This is a genomic window from uncultured Ferrimonas sp. (genome assembly GCF_947489035.1).
Classification (GTDB): domain Bacteria; phylum Pseudomonadota; class Gammaproteobacteria; order Enterobacterales; family Shewanellaceae; genus Ferrimonas.
In genome coordinates, this window is the sequence record NZ_CANLCI010000007.1 from 1 (window position 1) to 25252 (window position 25252).

A 25252-nucleotide genomic window follows, 5' to 3' on the forward strand; every position below is an offset into this window, starting at 1 on the left:
TGTTGGGACTGGCCGTCTTGTTGGGACTGGCCGTCTTGTTGGGACTGGCCGTCTTGTTGGGACTGGCCGTCTTGTTGAGACTGGCCCTCTTGTTGGGACTGCCCTTCTTGCTGCTGTTGCAGCTGCTCCAATAGCTGCTTATTGCCACTGGCACCGGGGTGATCCGGCTGCTGTTCTAGCACCTGTTCAAACCGCTTCAGGGCTTCATCAAGTTGGCCTAATTGCGCCAGTGCATTGCCTTGGTTGTAGAGGCCATCAATGCCGTCTACTTGATTAAAGGCATCCAGCGCTTGTTGGTAATTGCCCGCCCGATAATGGGCGCTGCCTTGCCAAGCGGGATCGGTGAAGGCTTCAGCGGCTTGCTGATATTGCTGCTGTTGAAACAGTTGCTGGCCTTGCTGATCGCCGGTTAACCAGGGGCCGGCGTTGGCCGGTTGCGGTTGCAGCAGCAAGAGCGGCGCGAACGCCAGTAGGGCGTGACGCCGCAGCGCCAATGCCAGCAGCGGCAACATCAACACAATCAGATAGCCGCCAACGTCTTGCCAGAGAGCGTGACTTTGGTTTTGTTGCCCCGGATTGGCTTGTTCGTTGCCGCTTAGGCGGGGCAATAACCGTTGCAGATCGTCGCCATTGGCCTGATAGGGGATCAGCTGCCCGCCAGAAGCACTGGCAATTTTGGCCAAAGCGGAATAGTTGGTTTGCGCTAAGGCCACGCTGCCGTCGAGAGCTCGGATCAGTTCACCGTTTGGCTTGGCCATGGGCGCGCCTTCGGCACTGCCGATAGCAAGCACCTGAATCGCCCAAGGTTGCTGGCGGGCGATCTCCATGCTGGCTGGCAGGTATTCTGGTAACACATCATCGGTGATCAGAATGATTTCGCCACTTTGGTGGCCAGCGTCGTGCAGCAACTGACCGGCTTGTTCAAGGGCTTTGGGCAGGTTTGAACCCAGCACCGGCATGATCTCTGGGCCAAGGGCTGGCAGCATGTTGGCGATGGTGCTGCGATCGCTGGTCAGCGGCGCCAACGCAAACGCATCGCCGGCATAAGCAACCAGGCCAATTTCGCCTTCATCCAGCAGCGTTAGCAGATCCTGTGCTTTATAACGGGCGTGGGCGATGCGGTTGGGTTTGAGATCCGTTGCCCACATGGAGGCGGACAGATCCAGCACCAGCACTCGCCCTTGTTGTAATTGAAACAGCGGCACTGGCTGCTTTTCCCACGTGGGGCCGGTCAGCGCAACAATCATCAACAATAAGGCGCTCAGTGGCCACGCCAACCGAGCCACGGGGGCATCGCCACTTTGGTTATACAACATCGCGCGTTGCAGGTGCGATGGGATCAATTGGGTGAGTTGCCGACCTTGTTGCTGTTGGCGTTTCATCAGCCAATACAGCGGCGGTAAGAGCACCAGCAGCCACAGGGCAAGTGGTCGCAATAAGTGAAAATCAGCCAAAACGCCTCCCCGCGGCAGACAGCATCAGCAGCAACAGTGCTGGCATCAGTAGATATGGGTACAACTCGGTTTGTGGCCGCCATTTACTTTGCTCGCGTTCAACCGGTTCGAGTTGATCAATGGCAAGGTAGATCTGTTCCAATTGATCGGTTGAGCGAGCGCGGAAGTATTGGCCACCGGTCGATTCACTGAGCCGTTTAAAGGTGGCTTCGGCGGCGTCCAGTTCTTGTGATGGGTTAATGGTGCGACTGCCAAAGAAACGCCGCTGCTGTACTTCGCTGGCGCCGACGCCAATGGTGTACAGCTTTACTCCGGCTTGTTTGGCCAATTGCACCGCTTGTTCTGGGGTAAATTGGCCGGTGGAGTTCTCGCCATCGGTTAACAGCACCAGCACTCGGCTGCTTTGGGGCAGTTGTTCAAACCGCTTGGTGGCTAAGGCGATGGCATTGCCGATGGCGGTTTGGCGACCAACCAAGCCAAGTTCCGCTTCTTGTAAGAAGCGGCGCACGGTGTTGCGATCAAAGGTGAGCGGGGCTTGCAGGTAGGCGTCGTCGGCAAACAGGATCAAGCCAAGGCGGTCGCCGTCGCGCCGCTGGATAAAGTCACCCACCACGCTGCGAACCATGGTAAAGCGATCCACCAACTGACCTTGTAACTGCATATCTTCCAGCTGCATTGAGCCGGACAGATCCACCGCGATCATCAGATCGCGCCCTTCGCGTTTAAGCGCAACAGGCTCGCCCAGCCACAGTGGCCGAGTGCTGGCGAGTACCGCTAAAACCCAGATCAGCAGGGCCACCAGATACCACCCCGAGTGTGGTTTGGCTGTGCTCGCCAGGGGCAACTGCTGGCTTAACAGCCCCGGTAACCGCAGTGCCGCTGGCGGCGCCTTGGGCTGGCGTGGCAGTAACCACGGCAGCGGCAACAGCAGCAACAGCCACGGCCAATGCAAACTAAGCATGGTGGCCCCCTTGGGCGATCTGTTTGATGGCAGCGCGGGCGGCTTGGCGTAGGGCTTCACCGCCGTGTTGGCTTTCCGCCTGATAGGGGTTGCCAAGCAGGGCTGACCAATCCGCGCGGTGCAGTTGATTCAGTTGCTGGTGCCACTGCTGTGAATGCAGTGCCGCGGTGTGTTGGCGCTGACCATAGGCGGCGAGGGTTTGTTTCAGCAGTTCGCTGATCTGCTGGCCAAATTGCGCTTGGCTGCTGTCGAGCTGCTGCAGCTGTTGTTGGGCAAGCACAGCAAAGCGGTTGCGCTGACGCTGGCGTTGCCAGTACCAACCAAGGGCGATAAAGCCGGCTAAAGCGCAGCAAAGTAGCAGCCACCAGCCCCACGCCCAAGGAAAGGCAGTGACGGCGGCGGGCAGGGTAATGTCTTGCAGTTGTTGTAACGGATTCATAGCCACAGTTGCTGCCACTGTTGCTCTAAGGGCAGGGCAGCGCTGATCTCGGTAAACGGAAGTTGATGTTGACGGCCAAAACGTTCGGCCTGTTGCTGTGCTTGATGCCATCGCTGGGCCAGCTGTTGGCTGCCGTGGGGATCAAGCCAGCGGTTGTTGTTGTCTTGCGGCAATCGGACGGGCACGGCGTGGCGCTGCTGCGCTAACTGCTGAAACAGCGGATCGGTGATGCAGAACAAGCGCACTTGCACGTGTTTACGCAGCTGCCGAATGCGGTTGATGGCGGCGTCATTCAGCCCCAATGGGTTGGTGATGATTACCACCTGACTGCCAGGACGCGCCAACCGCTGCAAGCGTTCTAGGGCGTGCAGCCAGTAGTCGCTGTTGCCTTGGCTGGGTTGCTGCAGCTCCACCATCGCTTCAAGCAGTGGCAACAACCCCGCTCGACGTGCCTTGGGCTTTAGTTCGCGGTGTTGTTGTTCGTTGGCGATGACGCCACCTAAGCGATCCCCTTGGCTGCTGGCGTGCCAGCCGATGGTGGCGGCCAAATGCGCCGCTTGCACCGCTTGCAGCACCAGCTTAGAACCCAATTGCATGGTGCTGCCTAAATCGACGCACAGCAGCAGCGGCTGCTCGCGTTCATCGCGAAACAGTTTGGTGTGGGCCTTGCCGGTGCGGGCGGTTACGCGCCAATCGATGGTGCGAACGTCGTCGCCATATTGATAGGCGCGCACTTCCGCAAACTCCATCCCACGGCCTTTAAGGCGCGATAAGCGTTCACCGGCTTGGGCGGCACGGGCGTTGCCAGTATGGTGGCTGCGAACCAAGGTTTGGTGCTCTGCGCGGGCGATCAGTTCTTTTAAGTTCAGGGCAACGCCGTTGCCGTGACGAGGCAAAGCCAGCATCTATGGCACCGCCACCAGTTTCAGTAGGCGGGCAATGACTTGGTCTTTGCTGATCCCTTCGGCTTCCGCTTGATAGCTAAGCAAAATACGGTGGCGTAGCACATTTGGTGCGACCGCTTGGATGTCTTCTGGGGCAACGTAATCGCGGCCGTGGATCCAAGCGCGGGCACGGGCGCAGCGCTCTAGGGCGATGCTGGCTCGCGGGCTAACGCCCCACTGCAGCCATTGTCCCAGTTGTTCATCTAACTGCGCCGGGCGGCGAGTGGCCATGGTGAGTGCCACGATGTAGTGCTCTAACTGCGGCGCTAAGTACAGCTTCAGCGCCGCGCCACGGGCAGCAAACAGTTCCGCTTCGGTGAGCGGCTGTGGCCGGGTTAAGGCTTCGTGCTGGGCTTCATTGCGGGACAACGCCAAAATTTGCAGCTCGGTGTCTGCATCGGGGTAATCCAGCGAGAGGTGCAGCAAAAAGCGATCCAGCTGCGCTTCGGGCAGTGGGTAGGTGCCTTCGTTTTCAATCGGGTTTTGGGTGGCCATCACCAAAAACAGTTTTGGCAGTGGGTAGCTGGTTTTGCCTACGGTGATCTGGCCTTCTGCCATCGCTTCAAGCAGCGCCGATTGCACCTTAGCGGGGGCACGGTTGATCTCATCCGCCAAGATGAGGTTATGAAACAGCGGCCCGGTTTGAAATTCAAACTGGCCGGTTTCTTGGCGAAAAATATCGGTGCCGGTGAGATCCGCTGGCAGCAGATCGGGGGTGAACTGAATGCGGTGAAAATCTCCTTCGATGCAATCGGCTAAGGCTTTTACCGCTCGGGTTTTGGCTAAGCCCGGTGGCCCCTCGACCAAAAGGTGGCCATCGGCGAAGAGGGCAATCAATAACCCTTCCACTAAGTTGGGCTGACCGATCACCATCTGTTGTAGGTATTGTTGGATTTGATTGAGGCGTTGCGGTTGCATCGGTTCTCTCTTGTTGATGATTATCTGTGGCGGTGCGTGCCGCCTATTTTAAACAAATGCTATTGAAAGTACTGCAATATTCGTTCGCCAAGCAAGTAAGGTGCGGCACTGGCAAAAGGCAGTAATGAGGCCAGTACCACCTTGCTGCTATGGGCACCGGCGCGGTTAAGGTGCAGGCTGTAAAACAGGCCATAAGCGAAGATCAGCGGGTACAGCAGCAGAGTTAGACTGATGTAGTAGCGAATTAGTGCCATTGGCAGCTCAACAAATTGTTTTGGCAGGCTAAAGTCGACGTAATGAAAGCCCATCATCCAGAACAGCATCTGCATCCCCAGCGGCACATAGAGCAGGGCGATCCAAACAGAGAGGGGTTTACGGCGGTGATCGGCTAGGGCTTTCATCCTGAACAGCGGTTCCTTTGATGGCGAGTTGATTTGGCTTTTTCAGGCTCAAATTTACACAACTGTTTAAAACCGAAGCAACAGAAGTTAGTATTGGATCACATTTAACTGGTCAGACCTCGATTTGATCACGTGCAGATTGTTGGATGAAGAGGGAACAGAATGAGGCAACAATTGAAAACGGCTGCGGGCGATAGGATCGCGATTGTGGCTGGCTTACGAACGCCATTTGCCCGTCAGGCAACGGCATTTCACGGGGTATCAGCGCTGGATATGGGCAAGATGGTGGTTTCTGAACTGCTGACGCGCCATGAAATTGATCCGGCCATTGTTGATCAGGTGGTGTATGGCCAAGTGGTGCAGATGCCCGCCGCGCCGAACATCGCCCGTGAAATTGTGCTGGGTACTGGCATGTCGGTAAGCACCGACGCTTATTCTGTTAGTCGCGCTTGCGCTACGTCGTTCCAATCTACCGTTAATGTGGCGGAGTCGATCATGGCTGGCAGCGTTGAGGTTGGGATCGCTGGCGGAGCGGACTCCTCTTCTGTACTGCCTATTGGGGTAAGTAAACGCTTAGCTCATGCCTTGGTGGATCTGTCTAAAGCAAAAAGCTTGGGCCAGCGCGCGTCCATTATTTCCCGTTTGAAACTGCGAGATCTGGCGCCGGTGCCACCGGCGGTTGCTGAATTCTCTACCGGCCTATCGATGGGCGAAACCGCCGAGCAGATGGCGAAGAGCCACGGCATTAGCCGCCAAGCGCAGGATGAATTGACGCTGCGTTCGCATCAGTTAGCCCATCAAACTTGGGAATCTGGGGTGTTGGCGCAAGAGGTGATGACCTGCCATGTGCCGCCATATAAGCAGTACATTGAGCGTGATAACAACGTTCGTGACAACATTAAGCTGGAGAAGCTGGCGAAATTGAAGCCGGTGTTTGATCGCAAACACGGTACGGTGTCTGCGGCTAACTCTACCCCGCTAACCGATGGCGCCTCTGCGTTGTTGCTGATGCCAGAAAGTCGAGCTAAAGCGATGGGGTACGATCCGATCGGCTACATCAAAAGCTATGCCTTCAGTGCCATTGATGTGTGGGAAGATCTGTTGATGGGGCCATCTTACGCGACACCAATGGCGCTGGAGCGTGCTGGCATGAAGTTGAGCGATCTGGATTTGATTGAGATGCACGAAGCCTTTGCCGCACAAGCGCTGGCCAACATGAAGATGTTTGGCAGTAAAAAGTTTGCCCAAGAGAAGCTTGGCCGCAGTGAAATTATCGGCGATATCGACATGGCGAAGTTCAATGTAACCGGCGGCTCGCTGGCTTATGGCCACCCTTTTGCGGCCACCGGCGCACGTTTGATCACCCAGTTATGTAATGAGTTAAAACGTCGCGGTGGCGGTACCGGTTTAACCACGGCCTGTGCCGCTGGTGGCTTGGGTGCAGCGATGATCGTGGAGGTGGAGTAATGTCAGACAAGACTTTTAGCTGGCACAAAGATGATGACCAGATCGCGGTTATCACAATGGATGTTCCTGGCGAATCAATGAACACATTGCGCGACAGCTTCAACGATGAAGTTGTTGAAATATTGGCGCAGATTAACGCTGATAGCAGCCTAAAGGGCGCAGTTTTGGTGTCCGGCAAACCGGATTCCTTTATCGCTGGTGCCGACATTGGCATGTTGGCGGCCTGCGAAACCGCCGCGGATGCTGAAGCCATTTCTCGCACTGGTCATGGGGTTTTAGCGAAGTTTGCAGAGCTGAAGATCCCGGTGGTTGCCGCGATTCATGGCCCTTGTTTGGGGGGCGGTTTGGAGGTGGCGTTAGCCTGTGATTATCGCGTTTGTTCCGATAGCCCGAAAACCATTTTAGGGCTGCCAGAATCGCAATTAGGGTTGCTGCCCGGTGGCGGCGGAACTCAGCGTTTACCGCAAATTGTGGGCGTAGCCAAAGGGCTAGAGTTGATGCTGGCGGGTAAGCAGTTGCGTACCAAGCAAGCGAAAAAGCTGGGCTTGGTTGAAGAGGCGGTGCCAAACAGTGTGCTGTTGATGGTGGCCAAAAAGTGGGCGCTAAAAGGCAAGCGCGGCAAGGTAACGCCCAAGTTAGCGGGGATCAGTAAAGCGTTGGAGGCCACTGCGGTGGGTCGCAATGTGATTTACGACCAAGCAGCGAAGGCGGCCTTTAAGAAAACTCAGGGTAATTATCCGGCTGTTGCCAAGATCATCGAAGCGGTGAAAATCGGCAGAGAGCAGGGGATGGAAGCGGGCCTGCAAGCGGAATCAAAAGGATTTGGCGAATTGGTGGCGTCACCAGAATCGGCGGCATTACGTTCTATCTTTTTTGCCACCACCGCCATGAAGAAAGAGACCGGCGCTGGCGATGTGCAACCGGCGAAGATCAACAAAGCGATGGTGCTGGGTGGCGGCTTAATGGGCGGTGGTATTGCCTCTGTTACTGCGCTGAAGGCCAAGGTACCAGCGCGGATCAAAGACATTGCGGAGCCCGGCCTGCAGAACGCGTTGGCTTACACCTATAAGCAGGTGGATCAGCGTGTTAAGCGCAAGCAGATCAGTGCGGCACAGCGTGATAAGCAGATGAGTTTGCTGTCGACCACCACCCAATACGATGGGGTCAGCGATGTCGATATCGTGGTGGAAGCGGTATTCGAAGATCTGAAGTTGAAGCATCAGATGGTGAAAGACGTGGAAGCTAACTGCGCTGAGCACACCATTTTTGCTTCCAATACTTCATCGTTGCCAATTGGCCAGATCGCGGCGGCGGCGGCACGCCCAGAAAATGTCATCGGTCTGCACTACTTTTCTCCCGTTGAAAAAATGCCGTTGGTTGAAGTGATTGCTCACGACAAGACTTCACCGCAAACCATTGCTACTACGGTTGAATTTGCCAAAAAGCAGGGGAAAACGCCGATTGTGGTACAGGATGGTGCCGGTTTTTATGTGAACCGGATCTTGGCGTTGTACATGAATGAAGCGGCAAATCTGGTGCTGGAAGGCGAACCAATCGAAAAATTAGATAAAGCATTGGTGAAATTTGGCTTTCCAGTGGGGCCAGTAACCCTACTTGATGAGGTGGGCATTGATGTAGGTGCCAAAATTGCGCCGATTTTGCTGAATGAACTGGGCCATCGCTTCGAAGCTCCGAGTGCGTTTGACAAGTTATTGGCTGATGATCGCAAAGGAAAAAAGAATGGCCGTGGTTTTTATCAGTTTAACGCCAAGAAAAAAGGCGCCAAACCGGTAGATGAGTCGGTTTATCAAGTACTGGGAGTGACTCCAGACGGGAAGTTGTCAGCGGAGCAGCTGGCAGAACGCTGTACCGTGCAGATGTTAAACGAAGCCGTGCGCTGTTTAGAGGAGGGGATCATCGCTTCAGCTCGTGATGGTGATATCGGTGCCATCTTTGGGATCGGTTTCCCGCCGTTCTTAGGTGGGCCTTTCCGTTACATCGACAGCCTTGGCGCCGACAGCTTGGTGGCAACTCTGCGCAAGTACCAACAGCGCTTTGGTGAACGTTTTGAGCCATGCGACAAGCTGGTGGCAATGGCGGAAAGCGGCGAACGCTTCCATCGCTGAAGCCCTGAGTTAAGAGCTCAGTATCCAGTAATCTAGCAGGAGCCCCAAGGGGCTCCTTTTTTGATTGTGTGTAGCGGAGCAGCGGGAGCCATGGAGCGGTTGTGGCTATCGGGATCTGGAGGCGGAGGTTGCTTGTTGACGCTAAGTGCAGTGTTTCAAGCGGAAAATGACAAATAGCCAGATGCAGCAAAGCCAGCGTATTACGCTGGCTTTGTGCTATTGGATGTTGTGAAGCTAAGGGGCTACTTCCACCAGGCTTCTGCTTTCGTCACTTCCAAGTTCTCAAACCCCGCAAGGTTGGCCACACTGTGACGCTTCTCTTTGCGGCCAAAGGCGACTTTGATCAGGTTAAACATATTGTATTCCTTTTCCTGTCGTTGGTTTAAGAGTTGATTTGGTTAGGCTTTTCATCACCCCACCAAGGTAGGGCAGCGATTTGGTTCGGCTTTTCATCGCCCCACCAAGGCAGGGCAGCGATTTGGTTCGGCTTTTCATCACCCCACCAAGGTAGGGCAGCGATTTGGTTCGGTTTTTCATCGCCCCACCAAGGCAGGGCAGCGATTTGGTTAGGCTTTTCATCACCCCACCAAGGCAGGGCAGCGATTTGGTTCGGCTTTTCATCACCCCACCAAGGCAGGGCAGCGATTTGGTTAGGCTTTTCATCGCCCCACCAAGGCAGGGCAGCGATTTGGTTAGGCTTTTCATCGCCCCACCAAGGCAGGGCAGCGATTTGGTTCGGTTTTTCATCACCCCACCAAGGCAGGGCAGCGATTTGGTTAGGCTTTTCATCGCCCCACCAAGGAAGGGCGGCGATTTGGTTCGGTTTTTCATCACCCCACCAAGGCAGGGCAGCGATTTGATTCGGTTTTTCATCGCCCCACCAAGGCAGGGCAGCGATTTGATTCGGTTTTTCATCACCCCACCAAGGCAGGGCAGCGATTTTATTTGTTTCCGTCGTTGGTTTTGACCAAGGAAGATTTGATTCTGAAGTTGAATCCGATGGATTGGTATCCCATGGCATGCCCGCAAATGCAGTAGCAGAGAAAAGAGCGGCGGCGATCAGAGTTGCAGTTTTGGTTAGCTTTTTCATGGTTCAATCCATCCATAGTATTGGAATTTGTCTGAACCATGAAAAGCAACCTATGTGCCAGTTTTATATGACAATTTCTTGGCGTTTCCCTTCGGGGGTGATTATTTTGTCGTGAACGAGTTTATGTAGCTCTGACTCTTGCACTGGCTTACTGAAGAGAAAACCTTGGATCATTTCGCAATGGAGCTGCTGCAATACCGTAACTTGCGATTCGTGTTCGACCCCTTCAGCCACCACGGTTAATCCCAGGTTGCGTGCGATGGTGATGATCGAATCAACCATGGACTTATCTTCGAGTGAGGTTGAGATGTCATCGACAAAGGATTTATCAATTTTTAAGGTGTTTAACGGCAATTGCTTTAGGTATGCCAATGAGGAGTAACCGGTACCAAAGTCATCCAGCGCCAAACTCACGCCAAGGTTTTGTAACTCAAGCAAGGTTTCTTTAGCGCGCTCTGGCTGCTCAATCACCGCACTTTCGGTTATCTCTAACTCTAAGTGGTGCGCTGGTAGTTGAGTGAGCTCTAGGATTCGCTCTACTTGTTCAGGTAAGTTAGGCATATTGAGCTGTTTAGAGGATAAGTTAACCGCCACACGTCCTTCAAAATAGCCCTCATCCAGTAATTTTTTGGTGGTGAAGCAAGCCTGCTTAAGTACCAGTTCTCCAATCTCAATGATCAGGTTACTTTCTTCGGCTAAGGGGATAAATTGCGCTGGTGAGATCAGCCCTTGTTCAGGGTGGCGTAAGCGCACCAATGCTTCCATGCCGCAGATGGCATAGCTGTCACCATTCACCTTTGGCTGGTAGTGGATCTCATACCAATTTTCTTTCAAGCCCTGACGCATTAAGCCTTCAAGGTTCATGCGTGACATCGCCTGTTTATTCAATTCTTCACTGAAGAACTGATAACGATTCCCCCCTTGGCTCTTAGCGTGGTACATCGCTAAATCGGCTTTTCTTAAGAGAGACTGGGTGTTGTTATCATCATCGGGGAAATGCACCAAGCCCATGCTGGCACTGATGTAGTGCTGTTGATGTTCAATGGTATAGGGCTGTTCAAAAGTCTTTAGCACAGCTTCTGCGCGGCGAGCACTGCGAGCAATTTGGATATCTTCTTCAAAAACGATGGCAAACTCATCGCCCCCTAAACGGTGCAGAATGCTTTGTTTGGGTAACTTGCCTTTTAAGCGACTCGCCACATGGCACAATAACTGATCCCCAGCGCCATGCCCTAAGGAGTCATTTACTCGTTTGAAGTTATCCAGGTCGAACAGCATCAAGCAGAAAGGCTTACTTTGCTCAATTAAGTTATCAATGTGAACTTGAAAGTAGTTTCGGTTTGGCAGCCCAGTTAAGCCGTCGTTGTTGGCAAGTCGGCGCAGTTCGCTGTCAGCCTGCTTACGCATGGTAATATCAGAAAACACGCCAACGTAGAAACAACTGTGGGTGTGTTGATCGAATAATCTATCGATATTAAGTTCCATGTCGATGGATTCACCATTCGCTTTCCTGAATGCAATTTCATCATTCCATCGACCTTGTTTCTCTAACAGTAATTTCAAGTTGGCAAGAAATGTGTCGGGGTATTCACTGAACCAAATCTCACGCCCAATCAACTCTTCTCGGCTATAGCCTGAGATTTGTTTGCAGGCATCGTTCACTTCGATGAAGTTATAATTTTCATCAAGAATGAACATCCCTTCTGAGATGTTGGTTAACGCCTTTTCAAACAGCGACAAACGATCTTCAGAGGCTTTGGATTTTGTGATGTCTTTGATCGTTCCGGTCATTCGTGCAGGTCTATCGGCGCTGTCGCGTTCAACCACTTTGGCTCGGTCAAGGAGCCACACCCAATTTCCTTCATTATTTTTTACACGATAAGCGGCTTCAAAATGTTCACTTTTCCCCTCAAAGTGGCTAATCAAGGTTGAATTCACGCGCTCGATGTCGTCAGGGTGAATGTTTCGAGTCCCAGAACTGATGTGGTCGCCTTGTTCGCCTAAGTTTAGGCTTTTCCACATATTTGATCGGTATATTTTCCCCGCTTTAATGTCCCAGTCCCACATCTCATCGCCGCTTCCCCATAAGGATAGCTTTAGGCGTTCCTCACTCTTTTTAATCTTTTCTTGGACATCTTTTCTTCGATTAAATTCTTTTATTAAAAAGATAATTAATAAAAATAAAATAACTATGTAAATTATTTTGGCATAATGGCTTAGCCAGGGCGGAGGGGAAATGTAAATTTCTAACTGGTTAGTCTCAGATTCGAATTTAGTATTTTTACTTACTAGCTTATATTCTAGTGTGTATTTACCATATGGAAGATTGGTGAAGGTAATACTGTTTATTCCATCTAATTCAATCCACTTCTCTGAGCTTCCCAGTAATCGATATTCATATTTCTTTTCATTTTCAGCTAAACCTGAAAAATCACCAAGTTCAATGCTAAAGGGATAGTCAGAATGTTTTAACTGTATTTTTTTCGCAATGTACGCGGGTTCTTTTTCCCAGCCAACAAATTTAAGTTCTTTATTGAATAGTTTAAACTTATTAATGAATGGAGATATGTTTTGTACATCGTTTTTATATAGTGACTTTATATTCTCAATAGAATTGATGCCGTCAACACCAGCAAAATACAAGTTTTCGTTTGTGCTATTAAGTGACGCCATACCGTTGTATTCTTTTTGTGCGCCACCACTAACTGCAATCGCATTAATAATATTTTCGGATGAAGTGTCATAGATTAATATCTTGCCTTTTGATGATAGTATAAGTAAGTTATCAACCTTTTCTGCACTGTATATTGATTCTGATAATAGTTTTTCTGAATTATTATTTGCTAATTTATATAATCCATTCAATGTTCCAATGTATAAGTTATCATTTATACTATCAATGGAGGTGACAATGTCATTAGGTAGTATAATTTTAGCATTTTCATTATGTTCTTCTAACAGTCCACTTTGAGATCCAATATATAATTTGCCGTTTAAATGGTGAATTTTAAATATTGGTGATTCTCGGTCTATAGAATACAAAGAAATTATTGATTTTTTGTTTGTATCAAATTTAAGCACTTCACCGGAAATTGTACCAAAGGTTAATCCTTCATTACATGTTGAGATCGTAGTGACAATGGTATCTTTATCGCCATATATTTTGTTCGTTTTGCTACCATCAAACAAAAACAGGCCACCCTTTCCACCAATGTAAACATTGGAGTTGTCAACGCAAATTGTCTTTGGGCCAGACACTCCAACATTGATCGTATTTAAAGGTTTTAAATTTGAATTTAAAACCTTTAAATATTCAGTTCTATCGCTATATAGTATGTTTCCTAAGTAGTTAGCGAAGGACCATATAGACTTTGTTGATTTTTCATCAGAAGTGAAAAGCTTAACTTCGGAGTCTATGTTTCTTATTCTAGCTATGCCTTTATATGGAGCGATATACCATAAGTTTCCTGTTTCAGAGACGACAAAATCATTGGTTTTAAAATCTCCAATTTTACTTTTTGTTTCTTCATAAAGATTTATTTTGTAAATTTCTTTTCCAGATAGTATGTAATATTTATTTTTGTGCTTCTGTACTTTAGAAATAGACTCTATATTAAAGTCATTGATAATTACTGAGTTGTTTTTATTTTTTACCGACACTTTCTTTCTTAGGTCAGTAAAATTGTAGCTGTCAACTATGTTCTCGTTTAGATCGTATAAAACTTGATCGTTTGATAAGGTAAAAATATTACCTTTAAGTGAAAGTAGTTTTCGATCTTTATATTTATTGTTAGATAAGGTTTTTGATTCTTTTTTATCTAAAGATAGAATGTTTTTATCGGTTAATATTAAAAGTCTACCATTGTGAGTCGTATAGCTTAAAATCTTATTGTATGGTATTTCTTTTAAAAGATTAAAATAATCTTCTTTAGATTGATAATTATATATTCCATAGTCTGTTACAATCCACATGCTTCCATTTGGAATTGTAACGATATCGTATATCGTAGATGCACTTAAGCCATGTTCATTCGAGTCATCTTTTAAGTACTGTTTGAATTTTCGCCCATCAAAGCGGTTTAGACCATTAATGGTCCCAACCCATATAAAGCCAAAGTCATCCTCGGCGATGCTAAGAACATGAGTCTCTGACAGGCCCTGTTCGATGCCAAAGTGTTGGGTGCGGTAGACCTGCTCAAACCCTGGGGTTTGAGCGAGGATTGAGCTGCTGAAAAGCAGCGCAAAGATAGCGGTCCATAGCCTCATTGTGACTTCCAAATGTTGCTAAACGTAATTCTGCCAAAGTTACCATTCTATCGGGGTGTATCCAAGTAACAGAACAATAGGTGTTGTTAGGCAATGTAAAAAATTATGTTTAAAAATCAATCATTTTGGATTGGTGCTTAAAACCCGCCAAGTCGGTAATTTGACGTTCACCACGTAACGGTGTCATTTCAGTATGAGAGCTGCCACTGGTGTATAACACCAGTCGATTGGGATTCTTGCTGCGCATCCGTTCCATCATAAAGCGGATCAATTCAGCGCGTTCAATACCAGTAAGCAATTCGGCAATTTTCTGACGCTGGTCAAAACTGTGGTCTTTTCCACCAATAGAGACCCAAGCACGCTGGGCTTTGGCTTTTAAATTATTGTCTTGTTCTGTGATTTGATCGGCTAATGCGGTTTTGGTTGATTCCCATTGGCTGCTGGAAATCTGCATTAAGGCGTAACCGAAGTCGCTGATAAATTGATCAATCGATTCGAGCAGTTGTAATGGCCCAGCCACAGGGCTTTGGATGTAAAAGATAATCCCAGGACAGCGACTCATCGGCACATAGCTGGTACCAACCATATAGCCCAGTTGTTGTTTCGTACGCAGTTCGTGGAAAAAGTCGCTAGAGATGGCGTGGTTGAGTAGGCAGAACATCGCCATTTTGTACAGATCATTCGAGCGTGATTGGTAGTACACCAAGATGGAGCTATCAGAGTGGAAGCTGTCGATTTCTCGGAATACCGTGCCACGATCGGCAATGCTGATCAGGTTTCTGGCGACCTCTTTACCGGGCTGACCAACCTCTTTGAGGAGCTGTTCCAGTCGATGGGCTTGGCCAATCGCTTCAGCGCCGGTCCAGTCGCCATACACCATGGCTTCTACTTTTAACTGGGTGTAGAGCTGATCCAGATGCTGATGCAGTTCATCCAAGCTCACCGTTTCCAATTCGTCAGCCATATCCAGCGGACCATAGCTGCGTTGCTGCAGAGTTGTGGTTAAGGCGCTGAATAGCCGTGAGATCGGTCGCGCGTTGCGGCTGCCATTCCAGCTGCGTAACACCTGCTGCTTAATGTCATCAAAGCGAGCTTGGGTGAAGTTGCGTTGGCGCGTGTGGTGCAGCAGCACCGCCAATAATTTCTCTTGGCCGCCAGTAAAGCCACTTAGGTGCAAGGTTAACCCACCCTGATGGGGGTAGATGTTGTAGCTAAGGCCGGCCACTTCGGCAGAATAGGTGATCTCGGTGAGTGCGTCATTTAACAGGCTGATGTACAGCCGCGTCATGGCGGCGGCGCGGCAGGTGTTGTGGCTCTTATCGCTGTCGAGGGCAACAAACAAGTGCGCTTTGGGCACATTAAATTCGTTGTCTTTCTTGTGCCAAAAGATCAGCTGCTCATTTTGGTAGATAACCTCAGGGTTAGGTTGATCGCCTTCGGATGGGCGCGGATCCAACAGTTCACTAAGGTACTCATTTGGCTCTGGCAGCGCTAAGCGCGGTTCCCGTGCGAGCGACAGCCACTGGGTTTTGCGTTCAGCACTGATGGGGGTAACCGCGTATGGGGTGTCGTACCATTGGGCGCTTCTGTCGGTAGCCAGATCGGGGGCCACCACACTTAAGCGCAAATTATTGGCGCTAAAGTGCGCCAAAATTTGCTCGATCACCGGCTGATTCAAACCATCCATGCGGTAGTCACCAAACAAAGTATCTTGCACCTCGTAATGGTGCATGTTGACCGCTAAGTGACTGGCGATGTCCACCGGTTTCGCCTGCTCTTGATAACGAAAGGCCCGCTCTAATAGCCGTTGTCGCTCTTGATAGCGCCATTGCTCGATGCCGGTATCGCTGACCAACTGAATAAACTGAAACGTGAGCGCAATGATGTCGTCAATGCGCTTCAGCCCCAGCTCCGTAAGCTGAAAGCTGATGTTGTAATCTTTGAAGTTGTAGCCGTTAATGCCGCCACCAGCAGACAGCTGCACAATCAATCCATCGTCGCGCAGCACCGACATTAAACTGCCCACGCCTTCGTGCCCTAACAGATAAGACAGGTAGGTCAGAGGCTTATGCCGATACCAGTCATCCAGCGACCCCATAGGGAAGGTCATGGTTAACTGGCGTGCCTTTTTCAGCGGCAGCATTGAGATCTCAATGCCAAGTTCGTTGTCGCTGTACAGCGGCACTTCGGGCAGATCCTTCGCTTCATCGTTGTTGGCAATCTCGCTGAATTGCTCGATAACCAAACGTTCCAGCTCATCCAAAGGCTCTGGTTGCACTAACGCTAGGGTCATTTGATTGGCGGAATAGTGACGCTGATGGAATGCGATCAAGGCATCGCGCACCGGCTTGCCATCACGGTCTTCTAGAGTTTGCTGGTTACCCACCGAAAACTTGGCAAAGGGGTGCAGAGGATTAACGGTTTCTTTATGTACCTGATAGAAGCGGCGGGTGTCGTCTTGCAGCTTCATTTTAAATTCTGAGTCCACCGATTGCCGCTCTTTGTCGACTAAGTGTTCATCAAACAGCGGGGCGGTAAAGAACTGACAGAAGCGATCCAGCGATTCAACAAAGGCTTCGGGCTTCACGTCAAAATAGAAACTGGTGAATTCTGGGCCGGTCCAAGCGTTATGGTTACCGCCATTTTGGCTGATGAACTGCTGGTATTCGCCAGCAATCGGGTATCGCTCGGTGCCTAAAAACAGCATGTGTTCTAAAAAGTGCGCCATGCCTTCTCGGTCGGCGGGATCATCAAATTGCCCCACCTTCACCGCCATGGCACCGGCGGATTTACTGGCTGAAGGATCTTGCACTAATAACACTCGCAATTTATTCGTGAGGGTTAAATAGCGATATTGGCGCGGATCGTTGGGGCTGATTTTAAGTGATTGATGCATGCAGTACCCCAACGGTCAAAAGTGAACGGATGTATCCATATAAGCCTAGTGTGCGCGTAGAACTGAGCAAGAGCAATTGCTTGGGTGATGATCAGACCAATGTCGAGTCGATTGCCGCTATCGATTTGTGAATAATTGTCACAATCTAAGCGGCTTTACATCGAATAATCAGGCTGATAGTGAAATTTTACCCGCTAAAATAGGGGCCAGATCACCAGCGCGGTTCAATAGGGTAGGCGAGATGCTTTTGTGTTGTGAGTTGGCGGAGTACACTGCAGGGCAAGCAAGTAGTAGGTGCAAGATTAAATGAAGATTTATCTGATGCGTCATGGCGAAGCCAGCTTTGATGCGGCAACGGATCGGCAACGACCTCTGACCGAGCTGGGCAAGCGCCAAAGCAAGGAAGTGGCCGAGCAATTTATGCTGGCAATGGAGCGAGTGGACTTAGTGCTGCTAAGCCCTTATCTGCGTACCCGCCAAACCTGGGGCGCAATTGAAGCGCTGTGTAAGGCGTCGCCACCGGTGGAATTGCTGGACGAATTGGTGCCGGAAGCCAACCCCGCGATGGCGCGGGATCTGCTGATTGCGCAAGCGGAAGTGGCACAGGCGGAACACGTCTTGGTGATCTCACACATGCCATTGCTGGGCTACTTGCTGGCAGAGCTGGTACCCGGGCAAGAACCAAGCCTGTTTGCTACCTCGGGCATTGCCCAAATCGCGATGCTGCAGCAACCTCAGCTGGAATGCCGAGTCTCACCGCAACTGCAGATCTGATTCCGGCAGTTCTACTAAGACCAATAATGCGCCGTTGCCACCAAACTCTAACGGCGCTTGGTGAAACGCCATCACATCTGGGTGCTGACACAACCACGCTGGCACCTTCTGTTTCAATACCCCGGTACCAATTCCGGTCATCACATTGGCGCAATGCACGTGCTGCTGCTTGCAGGCGTTAATCAGCGCAATCAGCTCGTGGCGGGCTTCGGCCAAGGTGCAACCGTGCAGATCCAGCATCATATCTGGCACATATTCACCGCGGCGCAGCTTCTTTAACTCGAAACGATCCACATCATCACGGTTCCAACGCATCGGCCCGTCGGCGGGAAACAGCGGCTGATAGCTGTCGGAAAAATAGTGATCCGCCAGTTTCCGTTCCTGCTTTGCTCGGGTTTTATCCGGCGTTGGGATCGCCTTACGGTGGGTCACCTTATCGTTACCTAAAGGTTTAATGTCGCCCATGGTTTGGCGAAACAGGTCAAAATCGTCGTGCTGGTCGTCGCTGGGCTTCGTCATTGTGCTGGTTTTGGCTAATCGGTGAATAACGGTAATGGGGCGCTATTTTAGTGTGCTATGACAAAAATAGGAACGGCCACGACGATTGGGTACAATGTCGGGCATTACAGTTTGAGGGATCTCCTACGTGGAAAAAATCTTTATCGATGAAGCGGTAAACGAGCTTCATACCATTGACGACATGCTGCGCTGGTGCGTTAGCCGTTTTAACGCCGCTGGCCTGTACTACGGTCACGGCACCGATAACCCGTGGGATGAGGCCGTTGCCTTGGTGATGCACACTTTGCATCTGCCGATCGAGCTGGGGCCGCAGGTGCGTAATGCACGCCTAACCAGCACCGAGAAACACCGCATTGTTGAATTGGCTATCCGCCGTGTACGTGAGCGTGTGCCAGTACCGTACTTAACCAACTCCGCTTATTTTGCTGGGTTTGAGTTCTTTGTGGATGAGCGCGTGCTGGTGCCTCGCAGCCCGTTTGCCGAGCTGCTAGAGAACGAATTCAAGCCGTGGATGTACAACAAGAGTGTGCATAACGTACTGGATCTGTGTACCGGCTCTGCCTGCATCGCCATTGCCTGTGCCCACACTTTTGAAGACGCGCAAGTTGATGCGGTTGATATCAGCCCTGAAGCGCTGGAAGTGGCGCAAATCAACATCGAACAGCACGGTTTGTTGGAGCGGGTGTACCCAATCCAGTCGGACGGTTTTGCGGTACTGAAAGGGCAGCAATACGATTTGATCGTATCCAACCCGCCGTACGTGGATCTGGAAGACATGACCGATCTGCCAGAAGAGTTCCATCACGAACCTGAGTTGGGGTTAGCTTCGGGCAACGACGGCTTAGATTTAACCCGTCACATCTTGGCTAATGCTGCGGATCACCTCACCGACGACGGCGTGCTGTTTGTTGAGGTTGGTAACTCGATGGTGGCGTTGTCCGAGCAGTTCCCAGAAGTGCCATTTACCTGGTTAGAGTTTGAAAACGGCGGCCACGGCGTGTTTACCTTAACCCGCGAACAGCTGCTGGCAGCGCAAGCGCATTTCGCCCCCTTTAAGTAACGTTCTGCAGGAGTCACAGCGCCATGGCTGGCAATAGCATTGGAACCCTCTTTCGTGTCACCAGCTTTGGTGAAAGTCACGGCGTCGCGATCGGCGCCATTGTCGATGGCTGCCCACCGGGGTTAACCCTGAGTGAGGCCGATTTACAGGGCGATCTGGATCGACGTCGCCCTGGTACATCGAAGTTCACCACCGCTCGCCGCGAGCCCGACGAGGTTAAGATCCTCTCTGGCGTGTTTAACGGCAAAACCACCGGTACTTCCATCGGCTTAATGATCGAAAACACCGATCAGCGCAGCCGTGACTACTCCGACATCGCCGAAGTGTTTCGCCCCGGCCACGCGGATTACAGCTATCACCACAAGTACGGCAACCGCGATTACCGCGGTGGTGGTCGCAGTTCGGCGCGGGAAACCGCGATGCGAGTGGCGGCCGGTGCCATTGCCAAAAAGTATTTGCAGCAGCAATTTGGCATTGAAGTCCGCGCCTGCATTGATCAACTGGGGCCGATCCACGCCCAGCAGTTTGATTGGCAACAGGTGAACGACAACCCGTTTTTCTTCGCCGATCCCGCCCAGCTGGACACGCTGGATCAATACATGCGTGATCTGAAGAAAGAGGGCGACTCTGTTGGGGCCAAGGTTTACGTTGAGGCCCTGAATGTGCCTGTTGGCTTAGGCGAGCCGGTGTTTGATCGCTTAGATGCCGACTTGGCTCATGCACTGATGGGCATTAACGCCGCCAAAGCGGTTGCCATTGGCGATGGCTTTGACTGCGTTGCCCAAAAGGGCTCGGTACATCGGGACGAGATGCACCCGGACGGCTTTGCCAGCAATCACGCCGGTGGCGTGCTCGGGGGGATCAGCTCTGGTCAGCCGATTACCGCCACGGTGGCATTTAAGCCAACCAGCTCGATTACGGTGCCGGGCAAAAGCATCAATACCCACGGTGAGTCCATCGAGATGATCACCAAGGGGCGTCACGATCCTTGCGTTGGCATTCGAGCGGTACCCATTGTTGAAGCGATGGTGGCCATCACCTTGATGGATCACCTGTTGCGTCATCGGGCACAAAACCTCGATGTGGCGGTTTCAACGCCTGCGTTGCAGATGCAAAAATAATCGGTCAGCCGCAGTGACAAACCAACCTCTATCAGGCCGTCAGGGCAAAGCGCTGGCGGCCTGTTATTTTTATTACTTCGCCATTTTGGGGTTATTGATCCCCTACCTTGGGGTGTATTTCAGCGAATTGGGTTTTGATTCGCTCGAAATTGGCCAACTGATGTCGATCCTTTTTGCTACCCGCATGTTGGCCCCCAACCTATGGGCCTATCTGGCGGATAGGTACGGCCAGCGGGTGCGCTTTATTCAAGGCGGTTCGTTGTTGGCGGCACTGATCTTTGCGATCAGCCTCAGCAACAATACGTTCACCACCTTGGCGTGGGTGCTGTTTGGTTACACCTTCTTTTGGAATGGGATCTTGCCGCAGCTTGAAGTGGTTACCCTGGCCAGCTTAGGAAAAAACAGCCACCACTATGGTCGCATTCGCAGCTTCGGCAGCGCGGGTTTTATCGCCTTGGTGTTGATGGCGGGCGCCTGGTTTGAACGCCACGGCAGCGCCAGTTTGCCCTGGATTGGGTTGGGGCTGTTTGCTTTGTTAACCCTAGCCAGTCTGTGGCTGCGCGAACCCACTCCGGCGGCGCGGCCAAGCGATCAACACGGCAGCTTCTTAGCCACCTTATTTACCCCCAGTATGGTGCTGTTTTTACTGGCCAGCACCTTGCTTCAAGCCAGCTACGGCCCTTATTACACCTTTTTCGTGCTGTATATGGCGGATGTGGGCGTGGGTGAGACGCTGGCTGGGGTTATGGTGGCGCTGGGGGTCTTGGCTGAAATCGGTTTGTTTGCCTTGGCACCAAGGCTACTGGCGCGGTTTGCTTTGGCGGATCTCTTGCTGGCGGTGGCGCTGGTTACGGCGTTGCGCTGGGGCTTAACCTGGCAGATGCAAGGCAGTGAAATTGGCCAATTGTGCGTGCAAGCGTTGCATGGGATCAGCTTTGGCTTGGGCCACGCCTGCGCCATTCAATACATCCACCGCAGCTTTGCCAGCCATGATCAGGGCAAGGCTCAGGCGATTTACGCCAGCATAGCCTTTGGCCTTGGTGGGGCGGCGGGGGCATGGTTGGCGGGCGTAAGCTGGCATAATGGCAGTGGCGCTGCGGTAACTTGGGCTGGGGCGGCTGTTGCGGCGTTGGTGGCCATGGTGATCCTATTGTGGTTTAAACAGCAGCAACGGCTGGCGTCAGCACTGGCCACCAGCAGCTAGGAAACAGACAGGGACAGCTATGTTTAAATTGGGATTGATTGTGAATCCAGTGGCGGGCCTGGGCGGCACCGTTGCCCTTAAAGGCTCAGATAATGTGGCGCAACAGGCGTTGGCGTTAGGGGCTACGCCTAAGGCCGCACTGCGAATGGAACAAGCGCTGCAGGGGCTGCTGCCAGAGCGAGAGCGGCTGACCATCTACAGCGCCAGCGATGGCATGGGCGCAGAATTAGCACAGCAACTGGGTTTTGCGTGCGAGGCGGTGCATCACCCTCAAGCTCGGAGCGAGGAGGGGGCTCACCCAGCGATGACTGCAGCCAACGATACCGTGCTGGCGGCGCAGAAGATGGTGGCGCTGGGCGTCGATTTGCTGCTGTTCGCCGGTGGCGATGGCACCGCGCGCGATGTATATCGCGCTGTGGGCAGCAAACAAGCGGTACTCGGTGTACCGGCGGGGGTAAAAATTCACTCCGGCGTGTACGCCATCACCCCGAAGGCGGCGGGCATTGTGGCCGCGCAAATGGTGCGTGGTGAACTGGTTAGCGTAACCGACGCCGAAGTGCGAGACATTGACGAAAGCGCCTTTCGCCAAGGCCAAGTGAAAGCCCGTTACTATGGCGAGATGATGGTGCCAGAGGCGCTGCGCTTTTTGCAGGCCACCAAACAAGGTGGGCGCGAATGCGAAGCGTTGGTGCTGGATGACATTGCCGCCGAAGTGGTTGAGCAATTGGATGACGATTATCAATACATCATCGGCTCTGGCTCTACCGTGGCGGCGGTGATGACGGAGCTGGGACTGGACAACACCCTGTTGGGGGTCGATCTGGTGCAAGCGGGCAAGCTGCTGGGGCGGGATCTGAATGCGCAGCAGTTACTTGCCGCCTGTGCCACGGTGCCCACCAAGCTACTGATCACCTTAATCGGTGGGCAGGGGCACCTGTTTGGGCGCGGTAATCAACAACTTAGTCCAGAACTGTTACGGCTGCTTGGGCGCGACAACATCCAAGTGATCGCCACTAAAAATAAACTGACCGCCTTAGCTGGGCGGCCACTGCTGGCCGACACCGGCGATGAGCAATTAAATGCCGAGCTGGCGGGGCACTATCGAATTATCACTGGTTATCGGGATGCAGTACTATACCCGCTGGCCAATCCAGAAGAATCCTGAGGAGTAAGCGATGTTAGAGCGCTGGGATCAAATTTGTCATACGTGGATCAACCATACGCTGGAAAACGGCAACGACGATGAGGTGTTCTCAAGCGGTTATCTGCAAGGCCACTTCGCGGTGGTATTGTCGGAGCTTGAGCAGCAGCAACAGGTTGACTTTCCTGCACTGCAGGCGCAAATGGCCAAAAGCCTAGAGCAAGCCAAAAGCGAACTGGCACCGGAAGACATGGTGCTGGTAACCAACGCTTGGCAGCAGTTAGAGCAGCAACTTGCCGCCGCTTAACGCCGCGGCAACGCAAGCTTGAACTTGATAACAACAAGGCCCGCAGTTGCGGGCCTTGTTGTTGCTGGCGGTTAGCGTTCTGGCAGCGGCTGGCCCTTGGCCAGTTTCCGCAACCAGAATCGACCTGGGGCTAACAGCGCTTGCAACTGCTGCGACAGCGGCTGTGGTTCATCCAACAGCTGGCTGATCAGGAGTTCAGCACACAACGGCGCACTGCATAATCCTCGGGATCCCAACCCTGTTAACACATACAGCCCCTGCTGCAGCGGAGCTTGGGCGATCTTGGTATCGCTGTTGATCTTATCCCAATCAAGCACTTGTCCCACCAGCGGTAAGTGATCCCGCACGGCGGCTCGCACGGCGGCTCGGCCCTGATCATCTTGCTGTAATTCACGGCGCCACGGGTACCGACCAAAACTGCGATCCATGCGGTCGTCGATCTCTTGCTTATCTTCCGCGCGCCACTCGCTGCTGCCATCTAAGCGGCCGAAACTGGCGCCACAGGTGAGTCGCCCCTCGAGGCTTGGCACCAGGTAGCCATCAGCGCATAACACGGTTTGCAGCTTGGCGGTGGTGGCTTGCTGCCGTGGGTAAGCGATCTGACCGCGCACCGGATTCAGCGGCAGAGGCTTGGTGGCGTGAAATGCCGCGCTGTGGTGGCCCATGGCCAGAACCACCGTGCTGGCTGCAACGTTCGTCGTGGTGATGCGGTTGTTGCCGTCATTGTGGCTGAACTGCAGTTGCCACTGGTTGCCATCGTGCTGCAGAGCCTGCAGCTGCTGCGTAAAGTGGCAATGCAGCAGCCCAGTCTGTTGCGCTTCAGCAATCGCTGCTTGGGTTAACTGCTGTGGGCACAACCAGCCACCGTTGGGGTAGTACAGGGCGGGTTGCGCTAATGGAATGGCCGCGATGCGGCTGGCTTGCTCGGCATCCACGCCGTGCACTAATTCAGGGCTAAAGGGCATTTGGCTAATGCCTTCAATGCGCTTGGCAACGTTATCGTTTGGGGCCAGTTGCAATACGCCACACCATTGATGCTCGATGTGATGCTTCTGGCTCAGTTGGTTTAGCCGTTGGCGCGCCAGCAGATAACCCTGTTGGTAAAATTGAGCCATGGCGTCGTTGGCCATGTTCAGCAATGGGTACAAGGCGCCTTGGCGATTACCGGATGCGCCTTGGGCTACGTCACTGTCTGCGCAATACAGCGCCACTTTGACGCCTCGGCGAACCAACCCCAAGGCAATATTGGCCGCCGCGACGCCACCACCAATCAGGGTTACCGCGGTTGGGGGAGGGGTACTGGACGAGGTTGGCAATGGGGCACTTGGCGTGAGGTTGTGGTGCTGACGCTGGCCGAAGATCATCTCGCGCTTGCCCCGAAACCCTTGGGCTTTTTCCATGGCAAAGCCTTCGGCAATCAATCCTTTTCGCACGGCACTGGCGGCGGTAAAAGTGGCCACTGTGGCATCAGGGCGGGACAGCCGCGCCATCTGTGCATACAGCTCGGGTTGCCACATCTGTGGGTTTTTACTGGGGGTGAACCCATCCAGAAACCACGCATCGACCACGCCATCGCTGCCGGCGCCCAATTGCGGCAGTTGAGCCAATACGTCCCCCAGCCACAGATCGACAATCACCATGCCGTCATCCAGCACCAAGCGGTGGCAGCCATCAATCGCCATCGGGTAATGGGCGCGGATCTGCGCGGCCATGTCGGCAAACTCCGGCCATTGTTGGTGAGCGCGGTCCAGATCGGAGGCGGTTAATGGGTGTTTTTCAAAGCTAACAAAGTGCAATCGCTGGCAGTGAGCGCTGGGGTTGGCTTGTCTAAACTGGCGGAAATGGCGCCAGAGCACCATCAGGTTCAGCCCCGTGCCAAAGCCGGTTTCGGCCACGCAAAAGTGGCGCCGAGGGTGTGGTTGCCAGCGTTGCGGTAAGTGATTATGTTGAACAAAGACATAGTCGGTCTCTGCAACCCCATCTTTTTTGGAGAAGTAAAAATCCCCAAACTGGTTAGCGAGGGGGGCAGCGGGATCGGACCAATCTATCTGGGCTGGGGTTATCTGGCTCACAGTTTGCACTTCAGTTTTGAACAATGGCAGTCATTCTACCGTGCCAACAGGAAAGCCGACCAGTTTCTAATTCGCTTCGCGCTAGGATAGCG

The 25252-nt window shown here is 52.3% G+C and carries 19 protein-coding genes; 8 read left to right on the top strand and 11 right to left on the bottom strand.

All coding sequences use genetic code 11. From position 1 onward, the window contains the following. The 6 genes from Q0796_RS06105 to Q0796_RS06130 form a co-directional block, all read right to left on the bottom strand. On the bottom strand, positions 1–1454 hold a 1454-nt coding region (locus tag Q0796_RS06105), incomplete at its 3' end, for a VWA domain-containing protein (protein ID WP_298441150.1). After that, on the bottom strand, positions 1447–2415 hold the full coding sequence (locus tag Q0796_RS06110; RefSeq protein WP_298441152.1) for a VWA domain-containing protein: 969 nt from the start codon (positions 2413–2415) through the stop codon (positions 1447–1449). The genes Q0796_RS06105 and Q0796_RS06110, both read right to left, overlap by 8 nt. Further along, positions 2408–2854 (bottom strand): DUF4381 domain-containing protein, encoded by a 447-nt coding sequence (locus Q0796_RS06115; RefSeq protein WP_298441154.1) that lies wholly within the window; start codon positions 2852–2854, stop codon positions 2408–2410. The genes Q0796_RS06110 and Q0796_RS06115 overlap by 8 nt, the downstream gene beginning before the upstream one ends. Continuing rightward, the gene (locus tag Q0796_RS06120; RefSeq protein WP_298441156.1) at positions 2851–3759 is read right to left on the bottom strand and encodes a DUF58 domain-containing protein; all 909 of its coding nucleotides are present in this window, start codon (positions 3757–3759) and stop codon (positions 2851–2853) included. Before Q0796_RS06120 ends, Q0796_RS06115 begins: the two co-directional genes overlap by 4 nt. After that, positions 3760–4716 carry a MoxR family ATPase gene (locus Q0796_RS06125; RefSeq protein ID WP_298441157.1) on the bottom strand — a complete coding sequence of 319 codons (957 nt, stop codon included), beginning with the start codon at positions 4714–4716 and terminating at the stop codon, positions 3760–3762. It abuts the gene before it with no gap. 59 nt (positions 4717–4775) lie between these two features. After that, positions 4776–5117 carry a hypothetical protein gene (locus Q0796_RS06130; protein ID WP_298441159.1) on the bottom strand — a complete coding sequence of 114 codons (342 nt, stop codon included), beginning with the start codon at positions 5115–5117 and terminating at the stop codon, positions 4776–4778. Between the two features lie 162 nt (positions 5118–5279). On the opposite strand from Q0796_RS06130, the gene fadI reads away from it, so the two are divergent. Both fadI and fadJ read left to right on the top strand, forming a co-directional pair. Further along, positions 5280–6584 carry an acetyl-CoA C-acyltransferase FadI gene (gene fadI / locus Q0796_RS06135; protein WP_298441161.1) on the top strand — a complete coding sequence of 435 codons (1305 nt, stop codon included), beginning with the start codon at positions 5280–5282 and terminating at the stop codon, positions 6582–6584. Further along, a complete protein-coding gene (gene fadJ, locus Q0796_RS06140) occupies positions 6584–8710 on the top strand; it encodes a fatty acid oxidation complex subunit alpha FadJ (protein WP_298441162.1) in 2127 nt (708 codons plus the stop codon). Before fadI ends, fadJ begins: the two co-directional genes overlap by 1 nt. Positions 8711–9092: 382 nt before the next feature. On the opposite strand, the gene Q0796_RS06145 is transcribed toward fadJ, so the two are convergent. The 3 genes from Q0796_RS06145 to Q0796_RS06155 form a co-directional block, all read right to left on the bottom strand. Beyond that, positions 9093–9800 carry a hypothetical protein gene (locus tag Q0796_RS06145; RefSeq protein WP_298441163.1) on the bottom strand — a complete coding sequence of 236 codons (708 nt, stop codon included), beginning with the start codon at positions 9798–9800 and terminating at the stop codon, positions 9093–9095. Between the two features lie 63 nt (positions 9801–9863). Next, positions 9864–14066 carry an EAL domain-containing protein gene (locus Q0796_RS06150; RefSeq protein WP_298441164.1) on the bottom strand — a complete coding sequence of 1401 codons (4203 nt, stop codon included), beginning with the start codon at positions 14064–14066 and terminating at the stop codon, positions 9864–9866. A gap of 109 nt (positions 14067–14175) precedes the next feature. Beyond that, positions 14176–16962 (bottom strand): insulinase family protein, encoded by a 2787-nt coding sequence (locus tag Q0796_RS06155; RefSeq protein ID WP_298441165.1) that lies wholly within the window; start codon positions 16960–16962, stop codon positions 14176–14178. 306 nt (positions 16963–17268) lie between these two features. Between Q0796_RS06155 and sixA the strand changes: the two genes are divergently transcribed. Next, positions 17269–17736 carry a phosphohistidine phosphatase SixA gene (gene sixA / locus Q0796_RS06160; RefSeq protein ID WP_298441167.1) on the top strand — a complete coding sequence of 156 codons (468 nt, stop codon included), beginning with the start codon at positions 17269–17271 and terminating at the stop codon, positions 17734–17736. Here the strand turns inward: sixA and smrB are convergent. Further along, entirely contained in the window at positions 17716–18255 is a 540-nt protein-coding gene (gene smrB / locus Q0796_RS06165) for an endonuclease SmrB (protein ID WP_298441169.1), read from the bottom strand. The two genes, sixA and smrB, sit on opposite strands and share 21 nt — an antisense overlap. Positions 18256–18382: 127 nt before the next feature. Here smrB and prmB point away from each other — a divergent pair, with 127 nt between their 5' ends. From prmB to Q0796_RS06190, 5 genes are read left to right on the top strand one after another with little or no spacing between them, the layout of a single operon-like run. After that, a complete protein-coding gene (gene prmB, locus Q0796_RS06170; RefSeq protein ID WP_298441171.1) occupies positions 18383–19315 on the top strand; it encodes a 50S ribosomal protein L3 N(5)-glutamine methyltransferase in 933 nt (310 codons plus the stop codon). Between the two features lie 23 nt (positions 19316–19338). After that, positions 19339–20436: a chorismate synthase gene (aroC, locus tag Q0796_RS06175; RefSeq protein ID WP_298441173.1), complete on the top strand. Its 1098-nt coding sequence runs from the start codon at positions 19339–19341 to the stop codon at positions 20434–20436. Between the two features lie 13 nt (positions 20437–20449). Beyond that, a complete protein-coding gene (locus Q0796_RS06180) occupies positions 20450–21640 on the top strand; it encodes an MFS transporter (protein WP_298441175.1) in 1191 nt (396 codons plus the stop codon). A 19-nt stretch (positions 21641–21659) separates the two neighbouring features. After that, positions 21660–22805, top strand: a complete 1146-nt coding sequence (locus tag Q0796_RS06185) for an ATP-NAD kinase family protein (protein ID WP_298441176.1) — start codon at positions 21660–21662, stop codon at positions 22803–22805. Positions 22806–22815: 10 nt separating this feature from the next. Next, positions 22816–23088, top strand: a complete 273-nt coding sequence (locus Q0796_RS06190; protein ID WP_298441178.1) for a YfcL family protein — start codon at positions 22816–22818, stop codon at positions 23086–23088. Between the two features lie 71 nt (positions 23089–23159). Here the strand turns inward: Q0796_RS06190 and mnmC are convergent, their stop codons facing one another. Next, the gene (mnmC, locus tag Q0796_RS06195) at positions 23160–25160 is read right to left on the bottom strand and encodes a bifunctional tRNA (5-methylaminomethyl-2-thiouridine)(34)-methyltransferase MnmD/FAD-dependent 5-carboxymethylaminomethyl-2-thiouridine(34) oxidoreductase MnmC (RefSeq protein WP_298441180.1); all 2001 of its coding nucleotides are present in this window, start codon (positions 25158–25160) and stop codon (positions 23160–23162) included. Positions 25161–25252: the final 92 nt, after the last annotated feature.